The sequence below is a fragment of the Pseudonocardia sediminis genome, assembly GCF_004217185.1.
GTDB lineage: Bacteria > Actinomycetota > Actinomycetes > Mycobacteriales > Pseudonocardiaceae > Pseudonocardia > Pseudonocardia sediminis.
Genome location: NZ_SHKL01000001.1, coordinates 3,329,312 through 3,354,536 on the forward strand (window position 1 = coordinate 3,329,312; position 25,225 = coordinate 3,354,536).

Consider the following 25,225-nt stretch of genomic DNA (forward strand, 5'->3'; position numbering starts at 1 on the left):
TCAGGCGTCGGGGGCGGGCAGGGGACGGACGAGCGAGGCGGCGCGGGTGGCGCGTTCGCGGGCGGTGTCGACGTCCGGCCCCGAGGCCACCGCGACGCCCATCCGGCGCTTCGGGTGGCTCTGCGGCTTGCCGAACAGACGGATGTCGGACTCCGGGACGGCCAGCGCCTCGTCGACGCCGGAGAACACCAGTGCCTTCGCCTCGACGCCCCCGTAGATCACCGCGGACGCGCCGGGGGAGCGCAGCGTGACGTCGAGCGGGAGCCCCAGCACGGCGCGGGCGTGCAGCTCGAACTCCGAGAGCCGCTGGGTCGCCATCGTCACCAGACCGGTGTCGTGCGGACGCGGGCTGACCTCGGAGAACAGCACCTCGTCACCGCGCACGAACAGCTCGACGCCGAACACCCCACGTCCGCCCAGCGCCGTGGTGATCTTCTCGGAGACGTCGCGGGCGGCGGCCGCGGCGGCGTCGCTCATCGGCTGCGGCTGCCAGGACTCGACGTAGTCCCCGGACTCCTGACGGTGCCCGATCGGCTCGCAGAACACGGTCCCCTCGGCACCGCGCACGGTGAGCTGGGTGATCTCGTAGTCGAAGTCGACGTACCCCTCGACGATCACCCGCGTGCTCGCCACACGTCCCGCGTCGAGCGCGTGCGACCACGCGGACTGCGCGTCACCGGCGTCGCGGATCACCGACTGGCCCTTGCCCGACGACGACATCACCGGCTTGAGCACGCACGGCACACCCACCTTCGCCACGGCGGCGTGCACCTCGTCGATCGTGTCGGCGAACGCGTACGGCGACGTCGGCAGGCCCAGCTCCTCGGCGGCCAGACGCCGGATGCCCTCGCGGTCCATCGTCAGCCGCGCCGCGCGGGCGGTCGGGACGACGGTCGTGCCGGCCGCCTCGACCTCGGCCAGCGCGGACGTCGCGATCGCCTCGATCTCCGGCACGACCAGGTCGGGCTGCTCCTGCTCGATCAGCGTGCCGAGCGTGACCGGGTCGGTCATGTCGATCGCGTGCCAGCGGTGGGCGACCTGGTGCGCGGGGGCGCCGGGGTAGCGGTCCACCGCGATCACCTCGACCCCGAGTCGCTGGAACGCGATCGCGACCTCCTTGCCCAGCTCCCCGGAGCCGAGCAGCATCACACGCGTCGCGGTCGGGCTGAGGGGGGTACCGATTCCCATCCTGCGGACCGTAGTCGCGGTGATCGGCCGGCGTGAAGGCGAGCCGGGGTCATGTCACACCCGCGGTCACACGGGCGGTGCGGTCACCGCTCGGAGATCTTCGCCGCCGCCTCGGTGTCGAGCAGCCAGCGGGTGGTGCCGGCCCGTCGGGCCCCCGCGACCGGGACGTCGGTCTCCGACGCACCGCCGACGGCCGCCGCCACGGCGTCGGCCTTCGCGTCACCGGCGACGACCACCCACGCCTCGTGCGCGCGGTCCAGCACGGCCAGCGTCAGCGACACCCGGTCCGGCGGCGGCTTCGGGCAGTCGTGCACGGCCACGACGGTCGGGCGCGTCTCGTGCACGGCGGGGGAGTCGGGGAACACCGAGAGCGTGTGCCCCTCGCCGCCCATGCCGAGCAGCACGACGTCGAAGCCCGGCACGGCGGCACCGGGGCCGGCCAGACCGGAGAGCAGGTCCGCGTACTCCTGTGCCGCCTTCTCCGCCCCGGACGGCCCGGACCCGGTGTCGGCGCCCATCGGGTGCACCCGGGCCGGGTCGAGCGCGACGTGGTCGAGCAGGGCCTCGCGGGCCTGCAGGTCGTTGCGCTCGGGGTCGTCGGGGGCGACGAAGCGCTCGTCACCCCAGAACAGCTCCACCCGCCCCCAGTCGACGGCTTGCTGGTCGGGCAGCTCGCGCAGCCGGCGCAGCAGGTCGATGCCCACACCGCCACCGGTCAGCACGATCCGCGGGACCCGGCCCTCGGTCTGCAGCTCGATCAGGCGGGTGACCAGGCGCGCGGCCACGGCGGCGGCCAGGTTGTCGGCGTCGGCGTGGACGGCGATCTCGGTGTCGGACACGGGCGTCTCCTTGTTCTGCGGTGCGGGGCTCAGACCTTGACCGGGGTGCGGCCCCGGCTGACGGACGAGATGCCGTTCAGGGCCTCGTGGTAGACCTCGTCGGGGTCCAGGCGGCGCAGCTCCTCGGACAGGCAGTCCGCCACGTCGCGCCGCGACAGCGCGATCAGCCGGTCCGGCTGCCCGGGCTGGATCAGCGTCGCGGTCTTGCCGTCCGGCCGGGAGATCTCGACCGGGCCCGACGCGCGGACCAGCCGGACCAGCGCGAGGCCCTGGTTCTTCTCCGACGGCGAGCGCTTCACCTTCACCCCGAGCGCCGAGGCCAGCCAGCCCGCGATCAGCTCCGTGGACGGTGAGATCGCCTCGCCGGCGACGACCGCGGACGTCACGTCCTCGTAGGGCGGCACGTCGAGCGCCGCGGCGAGCTGGGCCCGCCAGTGCGTGAGCCGCGTCCACGTCAGGTCGGTGTCGCCGGCGACGTGGTCCTTGCGGCGCTGCTCGAAGGCCTTCGTCGGGTTCTTCGACGCCAGTGCATCGGTGATCCGCCGCTGGGCGAGCTTGCCGATCGCGTCCTGGGACGGGTTCGCGGGCGCCTCGCCGGGCCACCACGCGACGACCGGAGCGTCGGGGAGCAGCAGCGGCATCACCATGCCGGCGCCCGCGCTCTCCTCGGCCAGCGGCCCGTATCCGCGCAGCACGACGACCTCGCTGGCCCCGGCGTCACCGCCGACCCGGATCTGGGCGTCGAGCCGTGGGGCCGCGCGACGCTGCCCGCGGGCCAGCACGATCACCCTGCAGGGGTGCTCGCGGCTGGCCTGGTTCGCGGCCTCGACGGCGCGCTCCATCTCCCGGCCGTCCTCGGTGACGACGACGAGCGTCAGGACACGGCCCAGCGCGAACACGCCGCCGGACTCGCGCAGCTCCACGAGCTTGCGGTTGACCGCCGAGGTGTTGCTCGACGGAAGATCGATGATCATGTGTCGGCTCCTCGCCGGGAAGGGATGGGGCTCACGGCCGGCGCCAGACGCGGCCGGTGCGGGCGAGCATGGCCGCCGACGAGTCCGGGCCCCAGCTCCCCGCGGGGTAGGCGTCCGGGCCCTTCTTGTTCGCCGCCCAGTGCTCGATCACCGGGTCGAGGATCTCCCAGGACCGCTCGACCTCCTCGTTCACCGGGAACAGCGACGGCTCGCCGAGCAGGACGTCGAGGATCAGGCGCTCGTAGGCCTCCGGCGATGCCTCGGTGAACGCGCTGCCGTAGCCGAAGTCCATCGTGACGTCGCGGACCTCCATCTGGTTGCCCGGCACCTTGGACCCGAAGCGCATGGTGACGCCCTCGTCCGGCTGCACCCGGATGACCAGCGCGTTCTGGCCCAGCTCCTCGGTCATGGTGGCGTCGAAGGGCAGGTGCGGCGCGCGCTTGAACACCACGGCGATCTCGGTGACCCGCCGTCCCAGACGCTTGCCCGTGCGCAGGTAGAACGGCACCCCGGCCCAGCGGCGCGTCTCCACCTCGCAGGTGATCGCGGCGAAGGTCTCGGTGGTGGACTCCGGGTTGAAGCCCTCCTCCTCCTTGAGACCGGGGACCTGCTCGCCGCCCTGCGAGCCGCCCTCGTACTGCCCGCGCGCGGTCGTCTCGTCGAGCGGCTGGGCCAGCTTCACGGCCTTCAGGATCTTGATCTTCTCGGCGCGCAGCTCGGCGGAGGAGAACGACGTCGGCTCCTCCATCGCGGTGAACGCGAGCAGCTGCAGCAGGTGGTTCTGGATCACGTCGCGGGCGGCGCCGATGCCGTCGTAGTAGCCGGCGCGCCCACCCAGACCGATGTCCTCGGCCATCGTGATCTGGACGTGGTCGACGTAGTTGGAGTTCCAGATCGGCTCGAACAGCTGGTTGGCGAACCGCAGCGCCAGCACGTTCTGGACGGTCTCCTTGCCCAGGTAGTGGTCGATCCGGAAGACCGAGTCCTCGGGGAAGACGTCGTTGACGATGGCGTTGAGCTCCCTGGCCGAGGCCAGGTCGTGCCCGAACGGCTTCTCGATGACGACCCGGCGCCAGCCCGGGGTCTCCTGGTCGGACAGCCCGGAACGGGCGAGCTGCTTGCACACCACGGGGAACGCGCCCGGCGGGATGGACAGGTAGAACGCGTGGTTGCCGCCGGTGCCGCGCACCTCGTCGAGCTCGCGGACGGTCGCCTCGAGGCGGTCGAACGCGTCGTCGTCGTCGAAGGCGCCCTGCACGAAGCGGAAGCCCTCGCACAGCCGGTCCCAGACCTCCTGGCGGAACGGCGTGCGCGCGTGCTCCTTGACGGCCTCGTAGACGACCTCGCCGAAGTCCTGGGTGTCCCACTCGCGGCGGGCGAACCCGGTGAGCGCGAAGCCCGGCGGGAGCAGGCCGCGGTTGGCCAGGTCGTAGATCGCCGGCATCAGCTTCTTGCGGGACAGGTCCCCGGTCACGCCGAAGATCACCAGGCCGCAGGGACCGGCGATCCGTGGCAGCCGCTTGTCCCGTGGGTCGCGCAGCGGGTTGACCCGATCCCCGTTTCCGGCGGTCATCGGTCGATCACCTGTTCCTCTCGGTACGAACTCTCGTTCCGCGTGCGCTCGTGGGTCCGCCTCACCGGGCGGGGCGGGAGCGGGGGTCGACGGGCAGGTCCTGGATCGCCCGGGCGAGCGTCACCAGTCCCGCGACGCGGTCGGTGAGGTGCAGCCGGAGGACCGGCTGACCGTGCTCGTCCAGGGCGGCCACGACCGACCGTGCCTGTGCCGCGTGCAGGCTATCCAGTTCGGTCAGCCCGGGCGCGTGGTCCGGGGTCGGCATGTCGTCCGGCGGTCCACCGGTCAGGTGACAGTGGACGCCGGGCGAGGCGCTCCAGTCGCCGGGGTCGAGGTGACGCCGGCCCTCGCCGGCCCACGTCCGCGGCGCCCAGCCGAACGTCGTGGGCAGCCCGGTGCGCTCGGCGAGGACGCCGCGCAGGACCGCGACCGACGCGTCGGTCTCCGGGTCCAGCCACGCGGCGACGGCCAGGTGCCCGCGTTCCGGGGCGAGCGCGACCAGCTCGGCGAGCGCCTCGCCGACCGTGTCCACCGGTGCGGCGAGCCATGTCCCGGCGTGCACCTCCACCCCGCCGTCGACGAACGACGGCGAGGCCTCGCCGGGATCGCGTGCGGGCACCGGGGCGGGGGCGAACGGGTCGGTGCCGAGTCGCCGGGCGGCCACCGCCACCGCGACCTGCCAGAGCAGCACGGAGGCGCCGGGGTCCCCGGAGGTCCGGACACCGGCGTCGTCGGCGACACCGGCGCGCCCGGCGAACACCTCGACCACCGGCGGGGCGTCCGACGGCGCGGGGTTCCGCGGGGGGACCAGCCCGGTGTCGTCGTCGGTGACGACCACCAGCGGTCCCCGGGCACCGGAGACCATCTGCGCGATCCACTCGGACTGCCCCGGAGCGTCGTCGGCGCCGCGCAGCGCGAGCAACGACCCCCGGGCCGCGACCAGCGCCCCGGCCAGGACGAGTGCCGGGTTGTCCGGGTCGTCGGCGGTCAGCAGCGGTGCCGCGGCACCCGCCCCGGCCAGCAGCGACTCGACGTCGACACCGGCCAGGCCGGCCGGGACCAGCCCGAACGGGCCCAGTGCGGAGAACCGCTCCGGCACGTCGGCGTCGGTGGTGACCACCACCGAGCCGTCGGCACGGGCGCGCTCGTCCAGCGGCGAGCCGGGCTCGGTCAGATAGACGGTGCGCTCGGCGAGCGCCGCGCGTGCCACCGGATCGTCGGACGCGCCCGCGTCGTCGTCGGACAGCTCCTCGGCCATCGCGTCGGCGACGACCCGGTGCACCGCGGCGACGACCGGGTCGTCCCCGGCCGCGTCGGCGACCACCAGCACGGTGGCGGAGAGCTCCCCGGCGAGCGCGTCCGCGACCTGGGACGGGTCCGCGCCGTCGAGGACGGTCAGCCGGGCCGCGGACGGCTCGGCGAGCGCGCGGGCCCCGGCGGTCGCGGCCGGGCCACCGACCAGCAGGACCCGGTGCGCGCCGGAGCTGACGAACTTCTCCCGCAGCGCGCGAACCTGCCCGGCCAGCGGCCGCGACGCCCGGGGCAGGTGCACCCAGCCGAGACGGTGGGTCGCGGGCGGGCCCCACACGCTCGGGTCCGCCTCGGCCAGCCGGGACGCGACGGTCTCGGACGCGAGCTCGCCGGCGATCCGCAGTGCGGCCCCGGTGAACGGCTCACCGTCGAGGTGGACGTGCACCGGGGCGCGGCGGTCCCCCTCGGGACCGGGCCGGTCTCCGCCGGGGGAGTCGGACACCGGCGCTACTTCGCGCCGTCGAGCTGGCCGCGGACGATGTCCTGCAGCTCGGTCCAGGAGCCCTCGAACTTCTCGACGCCCTCGTTCTCGAGCGTGAGGAAGACGTCGGTGAGGTCGATGCCCACGGCGACGAGGTCGTCGAAGACCTTCTGCGCGTCGGCCGCGGTGCCGGTCACCTTGTCGCCCTCGACCTCGCCGTGCTCGGCGAAGGCCCGCAGCGTCTTCCCCGGCATCGTGTTCACGGTGTTGGGCACGGCGAGCTCGGTGACGTACATCGTGTCCGAGTAGTCCGGGTTCTTCACCCCGGTCGAGGCCCACAGCGGGCGCTGCCCGTGCGCGCCCGCCTGGGCCAGGTTGTCCCAGCGCGACCCGGTGAAGGCCTTCTCGTAGGCGGCGAAGGCCAGCCGGCAGTTCGCGATCCCGGCCTTGCCGCGCAGCGCGAGCGCCTCCTCGGTCCCGATCTTCTTCAGCCGCTCGTCGATCTCGGAGTCCACGCGGGAGACGAAGAAGGACCCGACCGAGTGGATCCGGGCGACGTCCTCGCCGTTGGCGTGCGCCTTCTCCAGACCGGCGATGTAGGCCTCCATCACCAGCTCGTAGCGCTCGACCGAGAAGATCAGCGTGACGTTGACGCTGACGCCCTCGCTGATCGCCCGGGTGATCGCGGGCAGGCCCTCCTCCGTCGCCGGGATCTTGACCAGCAGGTTCGGCCGGTCAACGGCCTTCCACAGGTCGAGGGCCTGCGTGACGGTCTTCTCGGTCTCGTGCGCCAGGCGGGGGTCGACCTCGAGCGAGACGCGGCCGTCGACGCCGCCGGTGGTCTCCCAGGTACCGGAGAACAGGTCGCAGGCGTGCTGGACGTCGGCCACGGTGATCTCGCGGATCGCGGTGTCGATGTCGGCGCCGCGGGAGGCGAGCTCACGGACCTGCTGGTCGTAGGCCTCACCGTCGGACAGCGCGCCGGCGAAGATCGTCGGGTTGGTGGTGACACCGACGACCGAGTAGTCGGCGATCAGCTCCTTGAGGTTCCCGCTGGTCAGGCGTTCGCGGGACAGGTCGTCCAGCCAGACCGACACGCCTGCCGCGGACAACGCGGCGAGTCGTTCGTTGCTCATGGGTTCTCCTTCGCTCGTGGCGATGCGGATGGGGGAGCCGGTCAGGACGCTGCGGACAGCGACTGCCGGGCGGCCTCGGCGACGGTCTCGCCGGTGAAGCCGAACTTCTCGAACAGGGTGGCCTGGTCCGCGCTGGCACCGAAGTGCTCGATCGAGACGACGCGGCCGGCGTCGCCGACGAAGCGGTGCCACGGCATCGCGATGCCGGCCTCGACCGCCACCCGCGCCTTCACCGCCGTCGGGATCACCGACTCCTTGTAGTCGGAGTCCTGCGCGTCGAACCACTCCACGCACGGCATCGAGACCACGCGGGTACCGATGCCCTCGTTCTCCAGCGCCGTCCGGGCCTGCACGGCCAGGTGCAGCTCGGAGCCGGTGGCGATGATCACCACCTGTGGGACGCCGGACGACGCCTCGTCGAGCACGTACCCGCCGCGGGCCACGCCCTCGGCCGAGGTGCCCGGCAGCGTCGGCACGGCCTGACGGGTCAGCGCGAAGCCGATCGGGCCGTCCTCGGGCTTCTCGATGGCGGCCTTCCAGGCGTACGCGGTCTCGTTCGCGTCGCCGGGGCGGACCACGGCCAGGCCGGGGATCGCGCGCAGCGAGGCGAGGTGCTCGATCGGCTGGTGGGTCGGGCCGTCCTCGCCGAGGCCGATCGAGTCGTGGGTCCAGACGTAGATCGCGCTCGTCTTCATCAACGCGCCCAGGCGCACGGCCGGGCGCATGTAGTCGGAGAACACGAGGAACGTGCCGCCGTAGGGCCGGGTCGGGCCGTGCAGCGAGATGCCGTTGAGGATCGAGCCCATGGCGTGCTCGCGGATGCCGAAGTGCAGCGTGCGGCCGTAGGGGCTGGTGGTCCACATGCCGGTGGACGCGTCCTTCGGGCCGAACGAGTCCACGCCCTTCATGGTGGTGTTGTTGCTCTCGGCGAGGTCGGCCGAGCCGCCCCAGAGCTCCGGCAGCACGTCGGCGAGCGAGCCGAGGACCTCACCGGAGGCCTTGCGGGTCGCGATGCCCTTCTCGTCGGTGTCCCAGTGCGGCAGGACGTCGGCCCAGCCCTCCGGGAGACGGTGGGCGTAGAGCCGGTCGAGCAGTTGCTTGCGCTGCGGCTCGCGGGCGGCCCAGTCGTCGAGCGAGCCCTGCCACTTCTCGCGCTCGGCCCGGGAACGCTCGCCGACCGACCGGGTGTTCTCCAGCACCTCGGGGTCGACGTCGAACTCCTTGTCCGGGTCGAAGCCCAGCGCCGACTTGATCTCGCGGACCTCGTCGTCGCCCAGCGCGGAGCCGTGCGCGGCGCCGGTGTTCATCTTGTTCGGTGCGGGGTAGCCGATCACGGTGCGCAGCACGATGAACGACGGACGGGTGGTCTCGGCCTTCGCGGCGTCGAGCGCGGCGATGATCCCGGCCACGTTCTCGCCGCCCTCGACGGTCTGGACGTGCCAGCCGTAGGCCTCGTACCGGGCCGCGGTGTCCTCGTTGAGGGCGATGCGGGTGTCGTCCTCGATCGAGATCTCGTTGGCGTCGTAGATCACCGTGAGGTTCCCGAGCTCCTGACGCCCGGCGAGGGACGACGCCTCGCTGGTGACGCCCTCCTCGATGTCCCCGTCCGAGGCGACCACGTAGATCGTGTGGTCGAACGGGCTCGAGCCCTCGGGTGCGTCCGGGTCGAACAGGCCGCGCTCGCGGCGTGCCGCCATGGCCATGCCGACGCCCGAGGCGAGGCCCTGCCCCAGCGGACCGGTGGTCATTTCGACGCCGCGGGTGTGACCGACCTCGGGGTGCCCGGGGGTGAGCGAGCCCCAGGTCCGCAGCTGCTCCAGGTCCTCGCGCTCGAGGCCGTAGCCGGCCAGGTAGAGCTGGATGTAGAGGGTCAGGCTGGAGTGACCGCACGAGAGGATGAACCGGTCGCGGCCCATCCACTCCGGGTCGGACGGGTCGTGGCGCATGACACGCTGGAACAGCGTGTAGGCCAGGGGGGCCAGGCTCATCGCGGTGCCGGGGTGACCGCTGCCGCACTTCTGCACCGCGTCCGCGGCGAGCACCCGGACCGTGTCCACCGACCGGCTGTCCAGGTCGGTCCAGTCCTCGGGCACGTGCGCCGTGGTCAGGGCGCGCACGGCGCTCTCTCCGGAGTGGGGGGACTCTGCGGTGACGGACAAGTCGATGACTCCTGTGCTCGTTTCTCGAACGGACTTCTCGCTGCGGTACGACGGGGCTTCCCGGGCGGCCTGCCTCGATGGGTGGCGCGGGCCGTGCGACGCAGGCCACACCGCCCGCCGTCGTGCTCACCCGCACCCTACTGCGCGAGCCTCCGGCCAGCAGTAATGCCGGTGACCGGGGGATGAACACGAACACTCTGGTCGCGTTCGCGAACGGCCGCCCGCGATCTCCTGAGGGTGGACTACCCGGTCGCCCCGGATCGCATTCCACCGGTTAGGCTCGACGCGCTGTAGAACGTTGTGGAGACCCGACGCCGGTGAACCGCCGGCGCACCTCACGCACCACCACCACGAGACGATCGACCCCGAGCGAGGTAGCTGCAGGTGAGCGCACCCGTGTCCCGACCGGGACGGCCGGAGTCGACGCCCCCTGCCGCGGGCACGCAGCCCGGTGGGCCGGCGACGACCGGCGGACGGTGGGAGCGGATCTCCGCGACGCTGCGCGCGTACCTGGGACTGACGAAGACCCGGATCATCGAGCAGTTGCTCGTCGTGACCGTTCCGGCGATGTTCCTGGCCCAACGCGGCGTCCCGTCGATCTGGCTGATCATCGCGACCTTGATCGGCGGCGCGATGGCGGCGGCGAGCGCGCACGCGCTCAACTGCGTCGTCGACGCCGACATCGACCAGAAGATGAAGCGCACCGCCCGCCGCCCGCTGGCGGCCGGGAAGGTGCCCACCCGCAACGCCCTGATCTTCGGACTGGTCCTCGGCGCGCTGAGCTCGGTGTGGCTGGGCCTGACCGCGAACTGGCTGGCCGCGGCACTATCGGTCGCCGCGATCGCCTTCTACGTGCTGGTCTACACGCTGCTGCTCAAGCGGCGGACGTCGCAGAACATCGTCTGGGGCGGTGCCGCCGGCTGCATGCCGGTGGTGATCGGCTGGGCGGCCGTGACCGGCACGGTCGAGTGGCCGGCGCTGGTGATGTTCGGCGTCATCTTCTTCTGGACGCCGCCGCACTTCTGGGCCCTGGCCATGCGTTACCGCGAGGACTACGCCAACGCCGGCGTCCCGATGCTCCCGGTGGTCGCGACGCCGCGGCAGGTCTCGATCCGGATCGTGATCTACAGCTGGGTGATGGCGGCGTGGAGCCTGCTCCTGCTGCCGGCCACCTCGTGGATCTACGCCGCGGTCGCGGTCCTCGGCGGGGCGTACTTCGTCTACCGCGCGCACCGTCTGCACTCGTCGGTGAAGGCGGGACGCGAGATCTCGCCGATGCCGCTGTTCCACCTCTCGAACCTCTACCTGTGCGTGCTCTTCGCCGCGATCGCGGTGGACGCCGCCGTCGGGCTGCCCGTCCTGCTCTGACCGTCCCGGCGCCGGGCCCGCCCGGGCCCTACCCTCGGGATCCGGGGCCGGCTCCTTCGTCCTCCTGACGGACGGGGATGCGCTCGTGGTGATGGTCATCGGGCTGGTGCTCGCCGCGGCCGTCGTCGGGGCGCTGGGCATCGTGCTACTGCGCAAGGCGACCGAGGCCGAGGCGCCCCGCGCGGGGTTCTCGTTGGCGCTGCTCTGGCTGCTGGTGCGGCACCGCCCGGTGTGGGCCGCGGGCATCGCCACCATCGTGGCCTCGTACGCGCTCCAGGTGGCGGCACTGGCGAGCGGTCCCGTCTCGCTGGTGCAGCTGATGGTGGTGATGGAGCTGCCGGCGGTCCTGGTCCTGTCGGCGCTCCTGCTCGGCGGGCGTCTCGGCGCCCGGGAGTGGGCCGCGATCGTGGCGATGACGGCAGGGGTCGGGGGACTGCTGCTCTCGCTCGCCCCGACCGGCGGGGACCCGGAGTCGGTCGACCTCCTCACCTGGCTGGTCGGCCTGGGCGTGACGCTGGCCGCCATCGCCGTGGCCCTGCTGGTGGCACGCCGGACCCGTCCCGGTATCGGCACCGCGCTCTACGGCGGGGCGGCCGGGGTGTCGGCCGGTCTGGGCGCGGTGCTGGTCAAGCCGGTCACCGCGGTCGCGGACGGCGGGGCGCTCGCGGTCCTGACCACCTGGCAGACCTGGGCCCTGCTCGCAGTGGGGACGTCCGGCTTCTTCCTGCTGCAGAACGCGGTCCAGGCGGGACGGCTGGTCGCCTCGCAGCCCGGCATCACGCTGGCCAACCCGCTCGTCGCCGCAGTCTGGGGCGTCGGGCCGCTGGGCGAGCAGGTCCGCGGCGGCTGGTGGCTGGCCGGGGCCGGCCTGTCCGCGGTGGTGACGGTCGCCGGGGTGGTGGTGCTCTCGCGGTCGTCCCTGCTGGAGGGCCACCGCGAGGCCCCCGACCGACCGGTGGTCTGACCGGCGTCGGTCAGCGCAGGAGGTCGGGTGTCTCCCACTCCTCGCCGAGCACGTGCACGGCCAGGAACGCGTGCACCGTCTCGTACCAGAGCACGGAGTGCCGCGGCGAGAGCACCCAGTGGTTCTCGTCCGGGAAGTACAGGAACCGGTGCGGGTTCGTCGCCGGGTCGGGCTGTCGCGACGTCAGGTCCCACCACAGGCGCAGCCCCTCGCCGATCGGGACCCGGTAGTCGCGGTCGCCGTGGATCACCAGCATCGGCGTGACGATCGCGTCGGCGTGCCGGTGGGGGCTGTTGGCCTCCGCCATCGCCGGGCTCATCTCGTGGCGCCAGTACTCGGTGTGGTCGGTGGTCGGGCCGAACTGGTCCAGTGCCCACAGGCTGGCGTGGGTGACGATCGCCCGGAACCGGTCGGTGTGACCGGCGACCCAGTTCGCCATGTAGCCGCCGAAGGACCCGCCCATCGCCGCGGTGCGGCCGGCGTCGATCTCCGGCAGGGCCTCGGCGGCGTCGGTGACGGCCATCAGGTCGGTGTAGGGCGTCCCGCCCCAGCCTCCCCAGCCGCGTTGCACGAAGTCCTGCCCGTAGCCGGTGGACAGCGCCGGGTCGGGCAGCAGGACGGCGTATCCGCGGGCGACCATCAGCCACGGGTTCCACCGCCACGACCAGGCGTTCCAGCTGCTCAGCGGCCCGCCGTGGATCCACAGCAGCAGCGGCGCGGGATCGGTCGCGGCGTCGGCCGGCAGGGCGAGCCAGGCGCGCAGCGGGCTCCCGTCGGCCGCGGTCGCGGTGACCTCGGTCAGCCGGCCGGGCAGGGTGTGCTCGGGCACTGGCCCGACGAGGGGCTCGGGGGCGCCGTCGGCGGTGTGCGCGTCCACCCGGACCGGGGCGGGCGCGGCGTCGACGGCGCCCCGCAACGCGTAGACCCACCGGCCGTCGGGGGACGGGCAGGGGTCGGTGTAGGCGCCGTGGTCGCCGGTCAGGCGCACGACCGTCCCGGTGCCGGGGTCCACCCGGAACAGCGGAGCCCGGCCGCCCTCGTCGGCGGTGACGATCAGCGCCGCGGAGTCCGCGGTCCACCGCACGTCCGAGGGCCAGCGGTCCCAGCCGTGCGCGACCGGCTCCCCGGCGTGCGGTGATCCTCCGTCGAGGGCCGCCACGACCAGGTCGATCCGCGGGGCCCGGTCCGGGGACGGCACGGTCTCGCGCAGCGCCACCACCCGCGTGCCGTCCGGGCTGATCCGCGGGCCGGAGAACTCCGCCGAGGGGTCGTCGAGCAGGACGCGGCGCTCGCCGGTCGCGACGTCGATCGCGGCGACCGACGGCCGCCACTCGCCGTGCCCGTACGCGGTGTACCAGCCGGTGACGACGGTGCGCCCGTCCGGGGAGACGTCGTGGTCGGTCTCGACCAGCGCGTGCCCGGGCTCGGGTGTGAGGTCCGTCCAGTCCAGGCGTGCCGCGGTGTCCCCGGCGTCGCCGCCATCCGCCGGCGGGGCGGCGAGCAGACGGGGTACGGCGGGTCCGATGTCGTGGTCCCAGTGCCGGACCGGGTGCCCGTCGTGCAGGATCGCGGTGACCTTCGACTCGGTGCGGGCCGTGCGGCGCCGCTCGTCGTCCTCGGCGTCGACCGAGCCGGGCAGCGTCGACGACGTCGCGACGACGGTGCCGGCCTCCCGGGCCACGACCACGCCGCCGACGCCCCCGGGCCGGGTGCCGACCAGCCGCGCCTCGCCGCCGTGGGCGGGCAGCGACCACAGCGACGACGGGGTGTCCGTGGCGTCGGGCGAGGCGTCCGGATCCGGACGGGCGGAGGTGAACAGCAGGTCCCCGTCCGGGGTGAACACCGGCGCGGACTCGCCCGCGGAGCCGCGGGTCAGACGCCGGGGCAGCTCCCGGCCCGCCGGGTCGAGCTCCCAGAGCGCACCGACGTAGCCGGTGCGGTCCGGGTCGAGCTCGGAGACCCGGGTGACCAGGCGGGTCCCGTCCGCGGACAGGGCCAGCCCGGACAGCCGGGGGAGACCTACGAAGGTCTGCAGGTCGTCGAACGGGGTCTCGGGATCGCGTGCCACGGGGAGATTCTGGCACCGGACCCCGACATCGGTGGTGTCGCTACGGGGTCAGGAGCAGCTTTCCGGTGGTGCGCCGGCCCTGGAGGTCCTCGTGCGCGGTGCGGGCCTGCTCCAGCGGGTACCGGTGCCCGATCCGGACGTCGAGCGTGCCGTCGGCGACGGCGCTGTAGACGGCCGCGGCGCGGGTGCGCAGCTCCTCGGTCGTGTCGATGTGGTCGAAGAGCTTCGGCCGGGTCAGGAACACCGATCCGGCGCTGTTGAGCCGCTGCGGGTCGACGGCCGGGACGGGGCCGCTGGCCGCCCCGTAGAGGACGAGCATGCCGCGCTTGCGCAGGCTGGCCAGGCTCGCGTCGAAGGTCGTCTTCCCGACACTGTCGTAGGCGGCGTCGACGCCGGTCCCGCCGGTCAGCTCGCGGACGGCGGCGGCCAGGTCGTCGACCTCGGTGTAGCGGATCACCTCGGCCGCTCCGGCGCCCCGGGCGAGCTGTTCCTTCTCGGCGGTGGAGACGGTGGCGATCACCCGCGCGCCGCGGGCGGAGGCCATCTGGGTCAGCAGCAGTCCGACGCCACCGGCCGCGGCGTGCACCAGGACGGTCTCGCCGCCGCCGAGCGGGAACGTGTCGGTGACCAGGAAGTGCGCCGTCATGCCCTGCAGCAGGGCGCCGACGGCGGCGTCGTCGGGGACCCCGTCGGGGACCGGGACGGACTTGTCGACCGGGACCGCGACCTTCTCGGCGTAGCTGCCGAGGGTCTCCGACCAGGCGATCCGGTCGCCGACCGCGACGTCGGTGACGCCCTCGCCGAGCGCGGAGACGCGTCCTGCGCCCTCCATGCCCGCGATGTAGGGCAGGTCCATCGGGTAGATGCCCTGGCGCTGGTAGGTGTCGATGTAGTTGACGCCGGCCGCGGCCACGTCGACCAGGACCTCACCCGCACCGGGGGTGGGGTCGTCCACGTCGACGACCGTCAGGACCTCGGGTCCACCGGCCTCGTTCACCTGCACCGCACGCATGCGTCCTCCTCGTCGCCGTCACCGCTGCCGCTGCGATCATGCCGCGCGGCAGCGGCGCGGGCGAGACGGGGCTCAGGCGTCGCGGCGCGACATCCTGGTGATCAGCACCGCGGCGCCCACCAGCAGGTAGACGAGGGCGACCAGCGAGCTGGAACCCATACCGTCGAGGGGCAGCGGGTCGCGCAGCGCGTCCGCGGCCGACGACCAGCCGGTGGTCAGCAGGTAGGGCTGCAGCCAGTCCAGGGCCGGGATCGCGCTCAGCACGCCGAACGTGATCAGACCGCCGAGCACCGAGGCCAGCACGACCAGCGGGTGCTCGGTGAACGACGACACGGCCAGCGCGACCGCACCCACCGCGGCGAGCTGCCCGATCGTCCACAGCGCGACGAGCCCGACACGTCCCAGTGCCTCGCCGAACCCGACCGTCGTCCCGGAGAGCGTGACGAGCTGCCCGTCCGCGCCCCCGACCACGACGAGCCCGGCCAGCACCCCGACCACGGCGATCACCAGCGTCGCGACGGCGGCGACCACGAGCACCCCGAACGCCTTCATCCCGACCAGCCGCAGGCGGCCCACCGGAGACAGCAACAGCCCGCGCAGGGTGCCGTGCGAGGCCTCCCCGGCGATCGCGTCGGCGGAGGCCACGGCGACGGCCAGGGGCAGCAGCAGGGCCAGCGAGACGGTCATCGCGGCGATCGGCAGCACCAGCCCGTTGCCGCCGATGGACCCGATCAGGCCGCGCCCGCCGTTGCCGTCCCCGTCGCCGTCGGCGACCACGACGCCGATCGCGATCAGGATCGGGACCAGCGCGAACAGGCCGAACATGATGAGCGTGCGCGGGCGGCGCAGGACCCAGCGCAGCTCCGCGGCGAACAGGCGCAGTGTCGGGACCGGCCGCGGGTCCCCGGTCGTGGTGGACAGCGTCGCGGCGGTCATGCGGACTCCCCGTCCCGGTCGTTCAGGTCCTCGGTGAGGCGGGTGAACAGCTCTTCGAGGTGCGGGCGGCGCCGGTGCACCTCGAAGACGTCGACGTCGGCGTGCACGAGCGCGGCGAGCAGCCGGGGGGCGGGGGGACCGCCGTCGGCGACGACCGTCTCCGGCGACTCGGTGAACGCGGTCGCTCCGGCCCCGCGCAGGACCTCGACGGCCGCGTCCGTGTCGGCGACCGTGATCTCCAGGCCGCCCGCGCCCGCGTCGAGCAGTGTGGACAGCTCGCCGGTCACGACCAGCGAGCCGGCCTGCAGCACGGCGACGTGCGTGCAGATCGCCTCCACCTCGGCCAGCAGGTGCGACGACAGCAGCACCGTCGCCCCGCCGGCCTGCAGCTCGCCCACGATCCGGCGCACCTCCCGGGTGCCGGCGGGGTCGAGCCCGTTGGTCGGCTCGTCGAGCACGACCAGGCGTCGAGGCACCAGCAGCGCCGAGGCCAGGCCGAGCCGCTGCTTCATGCCGAGCGAGTAGCCGCGGAAACGGCGACCGGCGGCGCCGGCGAGCCCGACCCGCTCCAGCGCCGTCTCGACGGCCGGAGCGATGTCGGCGCGCCTGAGCCGGGGCTCGGTCATGGCGACCCGGCGCAGGTTCTCCCGGCCGGACAGGAACGGGTGGAAACCCGGACCCTCGACCAGCGCGCCCACGTCGGGCAGCGTCGCGGACAGGTCACCCGGGACCGGGCGTCCGAGCAGCTCCGCGGTGCCGCCGCTGGGCCGGGTCAGGCCGAGCAGCATCCGGATCAGCGTGGTCTTGCCGGAGCCGTTCGGGCCGAGCATCCCGAAGACCGAGCCGGCCGGGACGTCGAGGTCGATGCCGTCGACGGCCACGGTCCGGCCGAACACCTTGCGCAGCCCGACCGCGCGGGCCGCCATCGGACCGGCCGGTGTCGTCCCGGCCCCTGCGGTTCCGGCCCCGGTGCTCCCGACCCCTGTGCTCCCGGCCGTGGGGACCGGCCCCGGCGCGACGTGCGCCGGGGCCGTGTCCACGGCGGTGCCTGTGGTGGCGCCGCTCGTCGTACGGTCCGTCACTTGGCCAGGGCCTCGGTGAGGACCTGGGCCGGGACGGCACCGGCGGCGATCCGGCCGTCGTCGGTGATGATCGCGGTGCCGACGGCGGTGCCGATCTGGCGTCCGCTGCCCCACGCTCCGCTGACCGGGGTGCCGAGCTGCGACAGGTCCGGCGCACCGGCCCCGTCCGGGCCCGCCTGCTCGTCCGGCTTCGCCGTACCGGGCTCGCCCTTCGGCGTCTGCGCGACGACGACCGTGTCCCACCCGTCGCCGACGATCCTCGGCGAACCGGCGGCCTGCTTCTCCCCGGACCTCGGCGCCCCGGCACCCGGCTTCGCGCCCTCCGGGCGGGCCGGCTGGTCCTGCACCGTGGAACCCGGCGGCGGGGTGAAGGCGAACAGCGACGCGTCCTGCGGTCCGAACGTCACGTCGGTGAAGCCGACCTGGAACGCCGGCTCGGGCGAGCCGTTGGCCAGTACCGAGAGCTGCAGCGGGACGCGCTTCTCGGCGTCGACGGCGATCCGCACCTCGCGCAGCAGCGTGCGCTCGGTGGGCTTGGGGTCGAGGACGAGCTGGTAGGCCGGTCGGCCGGCGATCTCGGCGGTGCCGTCGACGGAGACGGTGCTGGTGGTGCGCAGCTCGCCGATCGCCTGTGCGGCCGCGGCGGCCGGGTCGGTGGTGGCGCCCTCCGGCGGGCCGGGCTTCTCGCCCTTGCTCGCCGGGGTCTTCGTGACCGTGCGGTTCTCGGAGTCGTAGGACCACAGCGTGGTCCCGTCGGCGACGTAGGTCTTCTCGCCCTGCGCGGTCGGCAGCGAGACACGGCCCTTGCCGTCGTCGCCGGACCAGATGCGGGCGGTGCTGGTGCCGTTCGCGGCCTGCGGGACGCCCGGCAGTGCGGGCAGCCCGAGCCGGTTGTCGAGTGCCACGGTGCCGTCGAACGGGCCGGGCTTCGCGGTCAGCACCGACGAGACGAGCTCCTCCGGGCTGACCGGCGGCAGCTCCGGGGCCGCCGACGCCCCGCCCGGTGCGACGACCAGACCGATCCCCACGGCGGCGGCGAGTGCCGCACCGATTCCCCCCGCCGTCCAGCGGCGTCGTGCAGTGCTCCGGTTCCCCATGACCACAGCCTGACGCACCGAGCCTGAGAGGTTCTCAGCGCGAGCGTTCCGCGATTGTCGGTGGCGGGCCCTACCGTCGTTGCCGTGACGAGGGTGCTGGTGGTGGACGACGAGGCCGGGGTGCGGTCCGCGCTGCGGCGCGGGCTCACCGCGGAGGGGATGGACGTCGTCGCCCTCGCCGACGGGACGTCGGCCCTGGAGGCGGCGTTGACCGGGGGGTTCGACGCCGTCGTCCTGGACATCATCCTGCCCGGGCTCTCCGGGTACCGGGTGCTGGAGCGGCTGCGCGCGGCCGGCGTGGGGACGCCGGTGCTGCTGGTCTCGGCGAAGGACGGGGAGGTCGACCAGGCCGACGGGCTCGACCTGGGCGCGGACGGCTACCTCGTCAAGCCGTTCTCGTTCGTCGTGCTCGTCGCCCAGCTCAAGGCTCTGCTGCGCCGCCGCGACGCGGGGTCGGCGGCGCCCCGGATCACGCTCGGGGAGCTGGTGGTCGACCCGGCCGCCGGCTCCGCGGCGTGGGCCGGTCAGGAGCTGGAGCTCTCGCCCCGGGAGTTCGCGGTGCTGCACGCGCTCGCCGTGCGGCCGGGGTCGGTGGTGGGCAAGGACGAGCTGCGCGACCTGGTCTGGGGCGAGGGGGAGCCGGTCAGCCGCAACGTCGTCGAGGTCTACGTCGGGTACGTGCGGCGCAAGCTGGCCGCCGCCGGGGCCGGTGAGGTGCTCACCACCGAGCGGGGCCGCGGGTACCGGGTGGGTGTGCCGTGACGCGCGGGGGGACGGCCGGGCGTCGTGTACGGCTCCGGCGCTGGTGGGAGACGCGTCCGCTGCGGACGCGCATCACGATCGTCGTCGGCGGGGTGGCTCTCGTCGCGCTCCTGGCGCTGGCGCGGATCGGCGCCGGGCTGATGCTCGATTCCCTGCTGAGCGCAGCCGACTCCGATCTGCGCGACCGGGCGTCGACGTCGGCGGACCGGGTGGCGCGGGGTGAGGCGACCGCGCCGGGGATCCGGGTGGTGGACACCGCGGGCACCCCGGTCGACGGCCGTGGACCGGTCCCGATCGGGCGCGACGAGATGCAGGAGCTCGCCGCGGGACAGCCCGCGACGGTGTTCGCCGGGGGCCGGCCGCTGCGCTGGGCCGCGGTCCCGGTCGTGGTGACCGACGGGTCGACACGGTTCGTGCTCGCCGCGGGTGACCTGCTGGGCGGGCGCGGCCTGCCGGCCCGGGCGTTGGTGGTGTTCCTGCTCGCGGCCGTCGTGGTGGCCGCCGCGGTGACGGCCGCGGCCTGGCTCGCGACCCGGGCGGCGCTACGGCCGGTGGACCGGATGCGCCGGGCTGCGGCCGGTCTGCCGCCGGGGGAACGACTGCCGGTCCCGGTCGCCCGCGACGAGCTGCACGGCCTGGCCACCGAGATCAACGCGCTGCTCGGGCGCCGCGACGACGCCGTCGCCCGGCTGGAGCGCTTCACCGGCGACGCCGCGCACGAGCTGCGGTCGCCGGTCGCGTCGCTGCGGGCACAGGCCGAGGTGGCCGCTGCCTACCCGGATCCCGACCTGGCCGACGAGACCCTGCGCGCCGTCGCCGGCGAGGCCCGTCGCCTCACGGTCATGCTCGACGGCCTCCTCGCCCTGGCCCGGGCCGACGCCGGGCAGCGCGTCCCGGCCGGCGCGGTCGACCTCGCCGGAGCCGCTCGCGCCGCTCGGGACCGGATCCGCGACGGGGCCGGCGTCCCCGCCGGCGAGCCGGTCGCACCCGGGTCCGGGTCCGCGGGCGAGCCGGCTGCGTCGGCGCTCGAGAGCAAGCCGTCGGCGTCGGCGACGGTGCCCGCGATCGAACTGGTCGTACCGGCGGCGGCCCGTGCCGCGGCGAGCCCGTCCGAGGTCGACCTGGTGCTGGACAACCTCCTGCGCAACGCCCTCCGCCACGCCCGCTCGGTGGTCCGGGTCGCGGTGCTGCCCGCCGGACGGTCGGTGCGCCTGGTCGTCGACGACGACGGTCCGGGCATCCCGGAGCCCGACCGGATACGGGTGTTCGACCGGTTCACCCGCCTCGAACCGCACGCCGCGGAGGGCGCCGGGCTGGGGCTGGCCCTGGTCGCCGCCGTCGTGCGGGGGCGCGGCGGAGACGTCGCGGCGGGGGTGTCCCCGAGCGGAGGCGCGCGCCTGGAGGTGCGCTGGCCCGCGGCCGTCGCCGCGCCCCCGGACTCGCGGCCGCCGGCGGCCTCACCGTCCGCTGCGGCGATCGAACGCCACGAAATGGCCCCACGGGGCGCCGTTTCGTGACGCCCATGCCGCTCCGGGCGGCGAGGCTTGATCGGGCGTCACGTTATGGCGGTCGGACTCACCATGTCGTGACTCCCGGCTCCGGGGCGGCGTGGCCGATCTGCGCCTCTCCGACGCTCGGCGGCGCGTACGGGTCGAGCGGGTGTGCTCAGGAGCGGTCGGCGGTGCCGGCCTCGGCGAGGGGGCGTGCCGACTCGCCGGAGTCGAGGGCCGTGTCCGGTCCGGCCGGGGTCGGCGGCGCGGGACGGGTGGACGTGCCCGTCCAGACCGACGCGGCGGCCGCGGTGACCAGACCGGCGCCGAGGACGTGCAGCGACACGAGCAGCTCGGGCACGCCGAGCGCGTACTGGATGCCCCCGAGCGCGCCCTGAGCGAGCACCACGGCGATCAGGACGCCGAAGCGGCGGCCCAGTGCGGCCGGGGCGGCGACGGCGCGCAGGGCGAAGCCCAGGCCGACGAGCGTGCCGAGGTAGGCGAAGAGCAGGTCGGCGTGCAGCTGCGCGAGGAGCGGGACGTCGACGTCGAGGCGGGGGGTCGTCGCGTCACCGGCGTGCGGTCCGGCGGCGGTGACCAGGGTCCCGGCGATCAGCAGGCCGGCCAGGACCACGGTCGAGACGGTGATCAGCCCGCGGACGGCGCCCGGGACGGTCCGGGTGGCCGGGACGTCGTCCTCCCCGGCGGCGGAGACCAGCAGGACCGAGAGCCAGACCAGCACCATCGACGCCAGGAAGTGCGGCATCACGCTCCACCAGGACAGCCCGGCGAGCACCGTGAAGCCGCCGATCACCGCCTGGGCGACGACACCGAGCGGCATCGCCGCGGTCAACACGGTCAAGCGCCGGCGACGCGGCCGGGTGAACAGCGCGGCGAGCAGGCAGGCCCCGGCCACGAGCACCACCGCGACGCCCAGCAGCCGGTTGCCGAACTCGATCCACTGGATCAGAGGCGCGATCTCCGGGTGCGGCGTCGGCACCAGGCTGCCCGGGTTGCACTGCGGCCAGGTCGGGCAGCCGAGCCCGGAGCCGGTCACCCGGACCACCGAGCCGGTCACGGCGATCCCGACCTGCGCGACCAGGTTGCCGATCGCGAGACGGCGCATCAGCACCGGCGGCGTCGCGGGGATCCGGGAGACGAGGGAAGGTCTGGCCACGCCGTCGATGGTAGGCCGGTCGGTCGCACACGCCCGATCAGGAGGGGCGCATCACCGGCCCCGTCCCGAACGGAGCCCCCGGGACGTCCCGGCGTGCGAGGGGACCCCATGGGACTCGAGGGACGCGGACCCCGGCGAGCCAGGGGACCCCTCGGGACTCCCCGGTGTGCGAGGGGGCCCCTCTGGACACGGAGTGGGGCCAGTCCGGCCGGTTCAGCGCCAGCGGACGGTGCGCGCCGCGATCAGCCCGGCGGCCACAGCCCAGACGAGGAGCACCAGCACCGGACCGATGCCGGGCAGCGAGCCCTCGACCATCGTCGCGCGCAGTGCCTCGGCGAGGGCCCCCGACGGCAGGAACGACGCGATCGTGGCGATCGGCTCCGGCAGCACCGAGAGCGGGATCACGATCCCGCCGGCCAGCAGGAGTACGAACCACACGACGTTCGCCAGCGCGAGGACGATCTCCGCACGCAGCGTGCCGCCGAGCAGGATCCCGAGCGCTCCGAACGCGGCGGCGCCCAGCAGCACGGCCACGACGGCGCCACCCAGGTCCGCCCCGGCGCCGGCCGCCATGTCCGACGGCCGCCAGCCGATCAGCGCCGCCAGCACGCACAACAGCACGACCTGGATGACGACGACGGCGAGCACCGCCACCAGACGTCCGGTGACCAGCAGCCAGCGCGGCAGCGCGGTCGCGGCGAGGCGGCGCAGGACGCCGTAACGGCGGTCGAAGCCGAGTGCGATGGCCTGGCTGGTGAACGCCGAGGACATCACGGCCAGGGCCAGGATCGCCGGCAGCACCGACCCGACGCGGGGCTCGGGCACCGGGAGCAGCGGGATCAGGCTCAGCCCGAGCAGCAGCACGACCGGGATCAGCAGCGTGAGCAGGACCTGCTCGCCGTTGCGCAGCGCCAGCCGGGTCTCGATCCCCGCCTGGGCGCGCAGCATCCCGAGCAGCGACCCGCGGGCCGGGTTCGGGGCGAACGTGCCCTCGGCGAACGTGGGAGGGGTGCTCATGCCGCCCCCTCGGGAACGAGTGCGTCGGCGGTGGTCACGAGCGCAGCTCCCGTCCGGTCAGATCGAGGAAGACGTCCTCCAGGCTGCGGCGCGCGACCTGGACGTCGTCGGCGAGGACGCCCTGGTCGGCGCACCACGACGTGATCGCCGACAGTGCGGCCGGGTCGATCCGGCCCTGCACGAGGTAGCGCCCGGGCAGCGTCTCCGACGTCGTGTAGCCGACGGGCAGACGGGCGTCGAGGTGGTCGAGGTCCATCCCGGGACGGGCGCGGAAGCGCAGCTCCTGCTGGTCACCGGCGGTGAGCTGGGCCGGGCTGCCGTGCGCGACGACCTGTCCGTGGTCGATGATCACGACGTCGTCGGCGAGCGCCTCGGCCTCCTCCATCAGGTGCGTGGTGAGCAGCACCGCCACGCCGTCGCGGCGCAGCGAGGTGACCAGCTGCCAGACCAGGTGCCGGGCCTGGGGATCCATGCCCGCGGTCGGCTCGTCGAGGAACACCAGCTCCGGGCGTCCGACGATGGCGCACGCCAGGGCCAGGCGCTGCTGCTCCCCGCCGGAGAGGCGCTTGTAGGTGGTCCGGGCGTGCTCGCGCAGGCCCAGGACGTCGAGCAGCCAGTCGGGGTCGAGCGGGTTCGCGGAGCACGACGCGACCAGGCGCAGCATCTCGCCCGCCTTGACCCCCGGGTAGGCGCCGCCGCCCTGCGGCATCGCCCCGATCCGGGCCCGCACCTCCTCCGACGACGGCGAGCGCCCGAGCACGCGGACCTCACCGGCGTCCGGGGCGGTGAGCCCGGAGCAGATCTCGACGGTCGTCGTCTTGCCGGCGCCGTTCGGCCCGAGCAGGGCCAGCACGGACGCGGCCGAGACCTCCAGGTCGATGCCGTCCACGGCCGTCGTCGATCCGTAGCGCTTGACCAGGCCCCGGACCGAGACGGCCGGGCCCGACGACGCTGGCCCGGACGGGCTCGGACGTGTGGCGCTCACGCGGCGGATTCTAGAGAGGGCGCCGGGTCCGCGCCCCGCACGGGCTTGCGCAGCTCGCGCCGGACCCACAGCAGGGCGACGACGAACACCACGATCCCGGCGATGATCGCGAGCGGCAGCTGGAAGGCCCGGAAGATGAAGTCGGCACCGGTCGGGGGCACGACGAGGGCGAGCACCGCGGACAGCCCGAGCACGGCACGGCGGTAGTGGGGCATCGCGCGGGTCGCGGTCAGCGGGATCACCGCCCACAGCAGGTACCAGGGGTGCACGACCGGCCCGAGCAGCACGACCGCCCCCAGACCCGCTCCGACGCCGACGATCGGCTCGACCTTCCCGCGCAGGCAGCCGTAGAGCAGCCAGAGGCACACCAGGGAGAACGCGATACCGCCGAGCAGGCGCGTGAGAGAGAGCGTGGAGTCGGTGTGGTCGCCCAGCCCGGCGACCTTGCCGATCTGCCCGGCGAGCAGGCCGAGGTCGGTGGAGACCGACATCCAGCTGCGGATCGCGCCGGGCGCGGACAGCCCCTTGAGCCAGTTGAAGCCCAGGCCGGTGCCGACGCTGTAGATCGTGAACACCACCGCGGCCACCGCCGTCAGCGCACCGCCGACGACCGCCCAGTCCCGGACGCTGCCGCCCCGTCGCCGGATCAGGTAGACGCCGACGAACCCGAGTGCGAGCAGGGCGGGCAGCTTCACCGACGCCGCCGAGACGATGAACACCGCACCGAGCAGCCATCGCCACGGCGGTTGCACCGTGTCGTCCTCGCCGAGGGCCAGGTGCAGGCCGACGAGCATCAGGCCGATCATCAGCGACTCGTTGTGGATGCCGCTGACGAGATGGAACAGCACCAGAGGGTTCGCCGCGCCGAGCCAGAGCACCAGGCCCGGGTCGAGCCCGGCCCGCCGGGCGAGCTTGGGCAGCATCCACAAGATCAGGCCGAGGCCGAGCAGGGCCAGCGCGCGGTGCTCCAGGACGCCGAGCACCGCGTTCTCGCCGCTGATCGCGGTGATCACACGGCCCAGGCCGAGGAAGAGCGGCCCGTAGGGCGCCGGGGTGTCGCGCCAGACCGTCGGGATGCCGCTGACCAGCGGGTCGGCGATGCCCAGGGCCTGTGCCGGGCCGATCACGTAGGGGTCGATGCCACGGGCGAGCGTCGCGCTCTGGGCGAGGTAGCTGTAGATGTCCTTGGTGAACATCGGCGGGGCCAGCGCCAGCGGGATCGCCCAGAGGAGCCCGGTGCGGACCAGCTCGCGCTTTTCCGGGGCCGGTGCGACGGCGCCGCGGGCGGTGAGCATCCGGCCGATCCAGAGCCACGCCAGCACGACCATCCCGAGCCCGGCGTAGGTGACCGCGATCGAGGCGGTGACGTTGCGTCCGGGAAGCCCGAGCACGCGCAGCCCGTTGAGCGGGTTGGGCACCGGGAACGCGCCGGAGCCGAGCGCGCTGATCGCCATCAGCAGCGACCCGGTCAGCCCGAGCCGGCGTGCGATCCGGGCCTGTTCCCGCAACGGGCGGCTGTAGCGGCTCGCCCGGGGCCGGGCCGTCGCGGGCTGGGCCGCCGCACCGGCGGGAGGGGCCTCCCGCTCCGGCGGGGCGACCTCGGGCGTCACCATGCGAGCAGGTTAGTAGGGGCGGTGGACGGTGCCGGGGACCGGTCCGGCGGTGA

At 74.2% G+C, this 25,225-nt stretch carries 20 protein-coding genes; 4 read left to right on the top strand and 16 right to left on the bottom strand.

Annotation, left to right across the window (positions count from 1 at the left end; genetic code table 11):
- The 7 genes from purT to tkt all read right to left on the bottom strand — a co-directional run bounded on the left by purT (position 1) and on the right by tkt (position 9,559).
- Positions 1-1,188, bottom strand: coding sequence for a formate-dependent phosphoribosylglycinamide formyltransferase (gene purT / locus EV383_RS15440; protein ID WP_130290560.1), 1,188 nt, complete (start codon positions 1,186-1,188; stop codon positions 1-3).
- 83 nt (positions 1,189-1,271) lie between these two features.
- Entirely contained in the window at positions 1,272-2,027 is a 756-nt protein-coding gene (pgl, locus tag EV383_RS15445; protein WP_130290561.1) for a 6-phosphogluconolactonase, read from the bottom strand.
- A gap of 29 nt (positions 2,028-2,056) precedes the next feature.
- A complete protein-coding gene (gene opcA, locus EV383_RS15450) occupies positions 2,057-3,001 on the bottom strand; it encodes a glucose-6-phosphate dehydrogenase assembly protein OpcA (RefSeq protein WP_130290562.1) in 945 nt (314 codons plus the stop codon).
- 31 nt (positions 3,002-3,032) lie between these two features.
- A complete protein-coding gene (gene zwf, locus EV383_RS15455; protein WP_130290563.1) occupies positions 3,033-4,574 on the bottom strand; it encodes a glucose-6-phosphate dehydrogenase in 1,542 nt (513 codons plus the stop codon).
- 61 nt (positions 4,575-4,635) lie between these two features.
- Positions 4,636-6,327: a hypothetical protein gene (locus EV383_RS15460; protein WP_130290564.1), complete on the bottom strand. Its 1,692-nt coding sequence runs from the start codon at positions 6,325-6,327 to the stop codon at positions 4,636-4,638.
- A 5-nt stretch (positions 6,328-6,332) separates the two neighbouring features.
- Positions 6,333-7,442: a transaldolase gene (tal, locus tag EV383_RS15465; protein WP_130290565.1), complete on the bottom strand. Its 1,110-nt coding sequence runs from the start codon at positions 7,440-7,442 to the stop codon at positions 6,333-6,335.
- Positions 7,443-7,483: 41 nt separating this feature from the next.
- On the bottom strand, positions 7,484-9,559 hold the full coding sequence (tkt, locus tag EV383_RS15470) for a transketolase (RefSeq protein WP_242623118.1): 2,076 nt from the start codon (positions 9,557-9,559) through the stop codon (positions 7,484-7,486).
- A 426-nt stretch (positions 9,560-9,985) separates the two neighbouring features.
- Here tkt and EV383_RS15475 point away from each other — a divergent pair, with 426 nt between their 5' ends.
- Both EV383_RS15475 and EV383_RS15480 read left to right on the top strand, forming a co-directional pair.
- Positions 9,986-10,969, top strand: coding sequence for a heme o synthase (locus tag EV383_RS15475; protein WP_130290566.1), 984 nt, complete (start codon positions 9,986-9,988; stop codon positions 10,967-10,969).
- 91 nt (positions 10,970-11,060) lie between these two features.
- The gene (locus EV383_RS15480) at positions 11,061-11,933 is read left to right on the top strand and encodes a DMT family transporter (protein ID WP_242623474.1); all 873 of its coding nucleotides are present in this window, start codon (positions 11,061-11,063) and stop codon (positions 11,931-11,933) included.
- A gap of 10 nt (positions 11,934-11,943) precedes the next feature.
- Here the strand turns inward: EV383_RS15480 and EV383_RS15485 are convergent, their stop codons facing one another.
- The 5 genes from EV383_RS15485 to EV383_RS15505 all read right to left on the bottom strand — a co-directional run bounded on the left by EV383_RS15485 (position 11,944) and on the right by EV383_RS15505 (position 18,128).
- Complete coding sequence (locus EV383_RS15485) at positions 11,944-14,001, bottom strand: alpha/beta fold hydrolase (protein ID WP_130290568.1); 2,058 nt, start codon at positions 13,999-14,001, stop codon at positions 11,944-11,946.
- A 40-nt stretch (positions 14,002-14,041) separates the two neighbouring features.
- Positions 14,042-15,013 (bottom strand): quinone oxidoreductase family protein, encoded by a 972-nt coding sequence (locus tag EV383_RS15490; RefSeq protein ID WP_130290569.1) that lies wholly within the window; start codon positions 15,011-15,013, stop codon positions 14,042-14,044.
- A gap of 72 nt (positions 15,014-15,085) precedes the next feature.
- Positions 15,086-15,949 (bottom strand): ABC transporter permease subunit, encoded by an 864-nt coding sequence (locus tag EV383_RS15495; RefSeq protein ID WP_130290570.1) that lies wholly within the window; start codon positions 15,947-15,949, stop codon positions 15,086-15,088.
- Complete coding sequence (locus tag EV383_RS15500; RefSeq protein WP_130290571.1) at positions 15,946-16,875, bottom strand: ABC transporter ATP-binding protein; 930 nt, start codon at positions 16,873-16,875, stop codon at positions 15,946-15,948. The genes EV383_RS15495 and EV383_RS15500 overlap by 4 nt, the downstream gene beginning before the upstream one ends.
- 152 nt (positions 16,876-17,027) lie before the next feature.
- Positions 17,028-18,128: a LolA family protein gene (locus tag EV383_RS15505; RefSeq protein ID WP_130290572.1), complete on the bottom strand. Its 1,101-nt coding sequence runs from the start codon at positions 18,126-18,128 to the stop codon at positions 17,028-17,030.
- An 84-nt stretch (positions 18,129-18,212) separates the two neighbouring features.
- On the opposite strand from EV383_RS15505, the gene EV383_RS15510 reads away from it, so the two are divergent.
- Both EV383_RS15510 and EV383_RS15515 read left to right on the top strand, forming a co-directional pair.
- The gene (locus EV383_RS15510; protein ID WP_130290573.1) at positions 18,213-18,890 is read left to right on the top strand and encodes a response regulator transcription factor; all 678 of its coding nucleotides are present in this window, start codon (positions 18,213-18,215) and stop codon (positions 18,888-18,890) included.
- On the top strand, positions 18,887-20,407 hold the full coding sequence (locus EV383_RS15515; protein WP_130290574.1) for a sensor histidine kinase: 1,521 nt from the start codon (positions 18,887-18,889) through the stop codon (positions 20,405-20,407). The genes EV383_RS15510 and EV383_RS15515 overlap by 4 nt, the downstream gene beginning before the upstream one ends.
- Before the next feature lie 148 nt (positions 20,408-20,555).
- Here EV383_RS15515 and EV383_RS15520 read toward each other — a convergent pair whose 3' ends face one another.
- From EV383_RS15520 to mptB, 4 genes are all read right to left on the bottom strand, one after another.
- Positions 20,556-21,557, bottom strand: coding sequence for a COX15/CtaA family protein (locus EV383_RS15520; protein ID WP_242623119.1), 1,002 nt, complete (start codon positions 21,555-21,557; stop codon positions 20,556-20,558).
- A gap of 213 nt (positions 21,558-21,770) precedes the next feature.
- The gene (locus EV383_RS15525) at positions 21,771-22,574 is read right to left on the bottom strand and encodes an ABC transporter permease (RefSeq protein WP_130290575.1); all 804 of its coding nucleotides are present in this window, start codon (positions 22,572-22,574) and stop codon (positions 21,771-21,773) included.
- A gap of 34 nt (positions 22,575-22,608) precedes the next feature.
- Entirely contained in the window at positions 22,609-23,559 is a 951-nt protein-coding gene (locus tag EV383_RS31695) for an ABC transporter ATP-binding protein (protein ID WP_207223537.1), read from the bottom strand.
- On the bottom strand, positions 23,556-25,172 hold the full coding sequence (gene mptB, locus EV383_RS31700; protein ID WP_207223538.1) for a polyprenol phosphomannose-dependent alpha 1,6 mannosyltransferase MptB: 1,617 nt from the start codon (positions 25,170-25,172) through the stop codon (positions 23,556-23,558). Before mptB ends, EV383_RS31695 begins: the two co-directional genes overlap by 4 nt.
- Between the last annotated feature and the right edge of the window lie 53 nt (positions 25,173-25,225).

Coding starts and splice junctions, on each gene's coding strand:
- purT (WP_130290560.1), bottom strand. CDS start 1,188: ATGGGAATCGGTACCCCCCTCAGCCCGACCGCGACGCGTGTGATGCTG.
- opcA (WP_130290562.1), bottom strand. CDS start 3,001: ATGATCATCGATCTTCCGTCGAGCAACACCTCGGCGGTCAACCGCAAG.
- zwf (WP_130290563.1), bottom strand. CDS start 4,574: ATGACCGCCGGAAACGGGGATCGGGTCAACCCGCTGCGCGACCCACGG.
- tal (WP_130290565.1), bottom strand. CDS start 7,442: ATGAGCAACGAACGACTCGCCGCGTTGTCCGCGGCAGGCGTGTCGGTC.
- EV383_RS15480 (WP_242623474.1), top strand. CDS start 11,061: ATGGTCATCGGGCTGGTGCTCGCCGCGGCCGTCGTCGGGGCGCTGGGC.
- EV383_RS15490 (WP_130290569.1), bottom strand. CDS start 15,013: ATGCGTGCGGTGCAGGTGAACGAGGCCGGTGGACCCGAGGTCCTGACG.
- EV383_RS15495 (WP_130290570.1), bottom strand. CDS start 15,949: ATGACCGCCGCGACGCTGTCCACCACGACCGGGGACCCGCGGCCGGTC.
- EV383_RS15500 (WP_130290571.1), bottom strand. CDS start 16,875: ATGGCGGCCCGCGCGGTCGGGCTGCGCAAGGTGTTCGGCCGGACCGTG.
- EV383_RS15505 (WP_130290572.1), bottom strand. CDS start 18,128: ATGGGGAACCGGAGCACTGCACGACGCCGCTGGACGGCGGGGGGAATC.
- EV383_RS15525 (WP_130290575.1), bottom strand. CDS start 22,574: ATGAGCACCCCTCCCACGTTCGCCGAGGGCACGTTCGCCCCGAACCCG.
- mptB (WP_207223538.1), bottom strand. CDS start 25,172: ATGGTGACGCCCGAGGTCGCCCCGCCGGAGCGGGAGGCCCCTCCCGCC.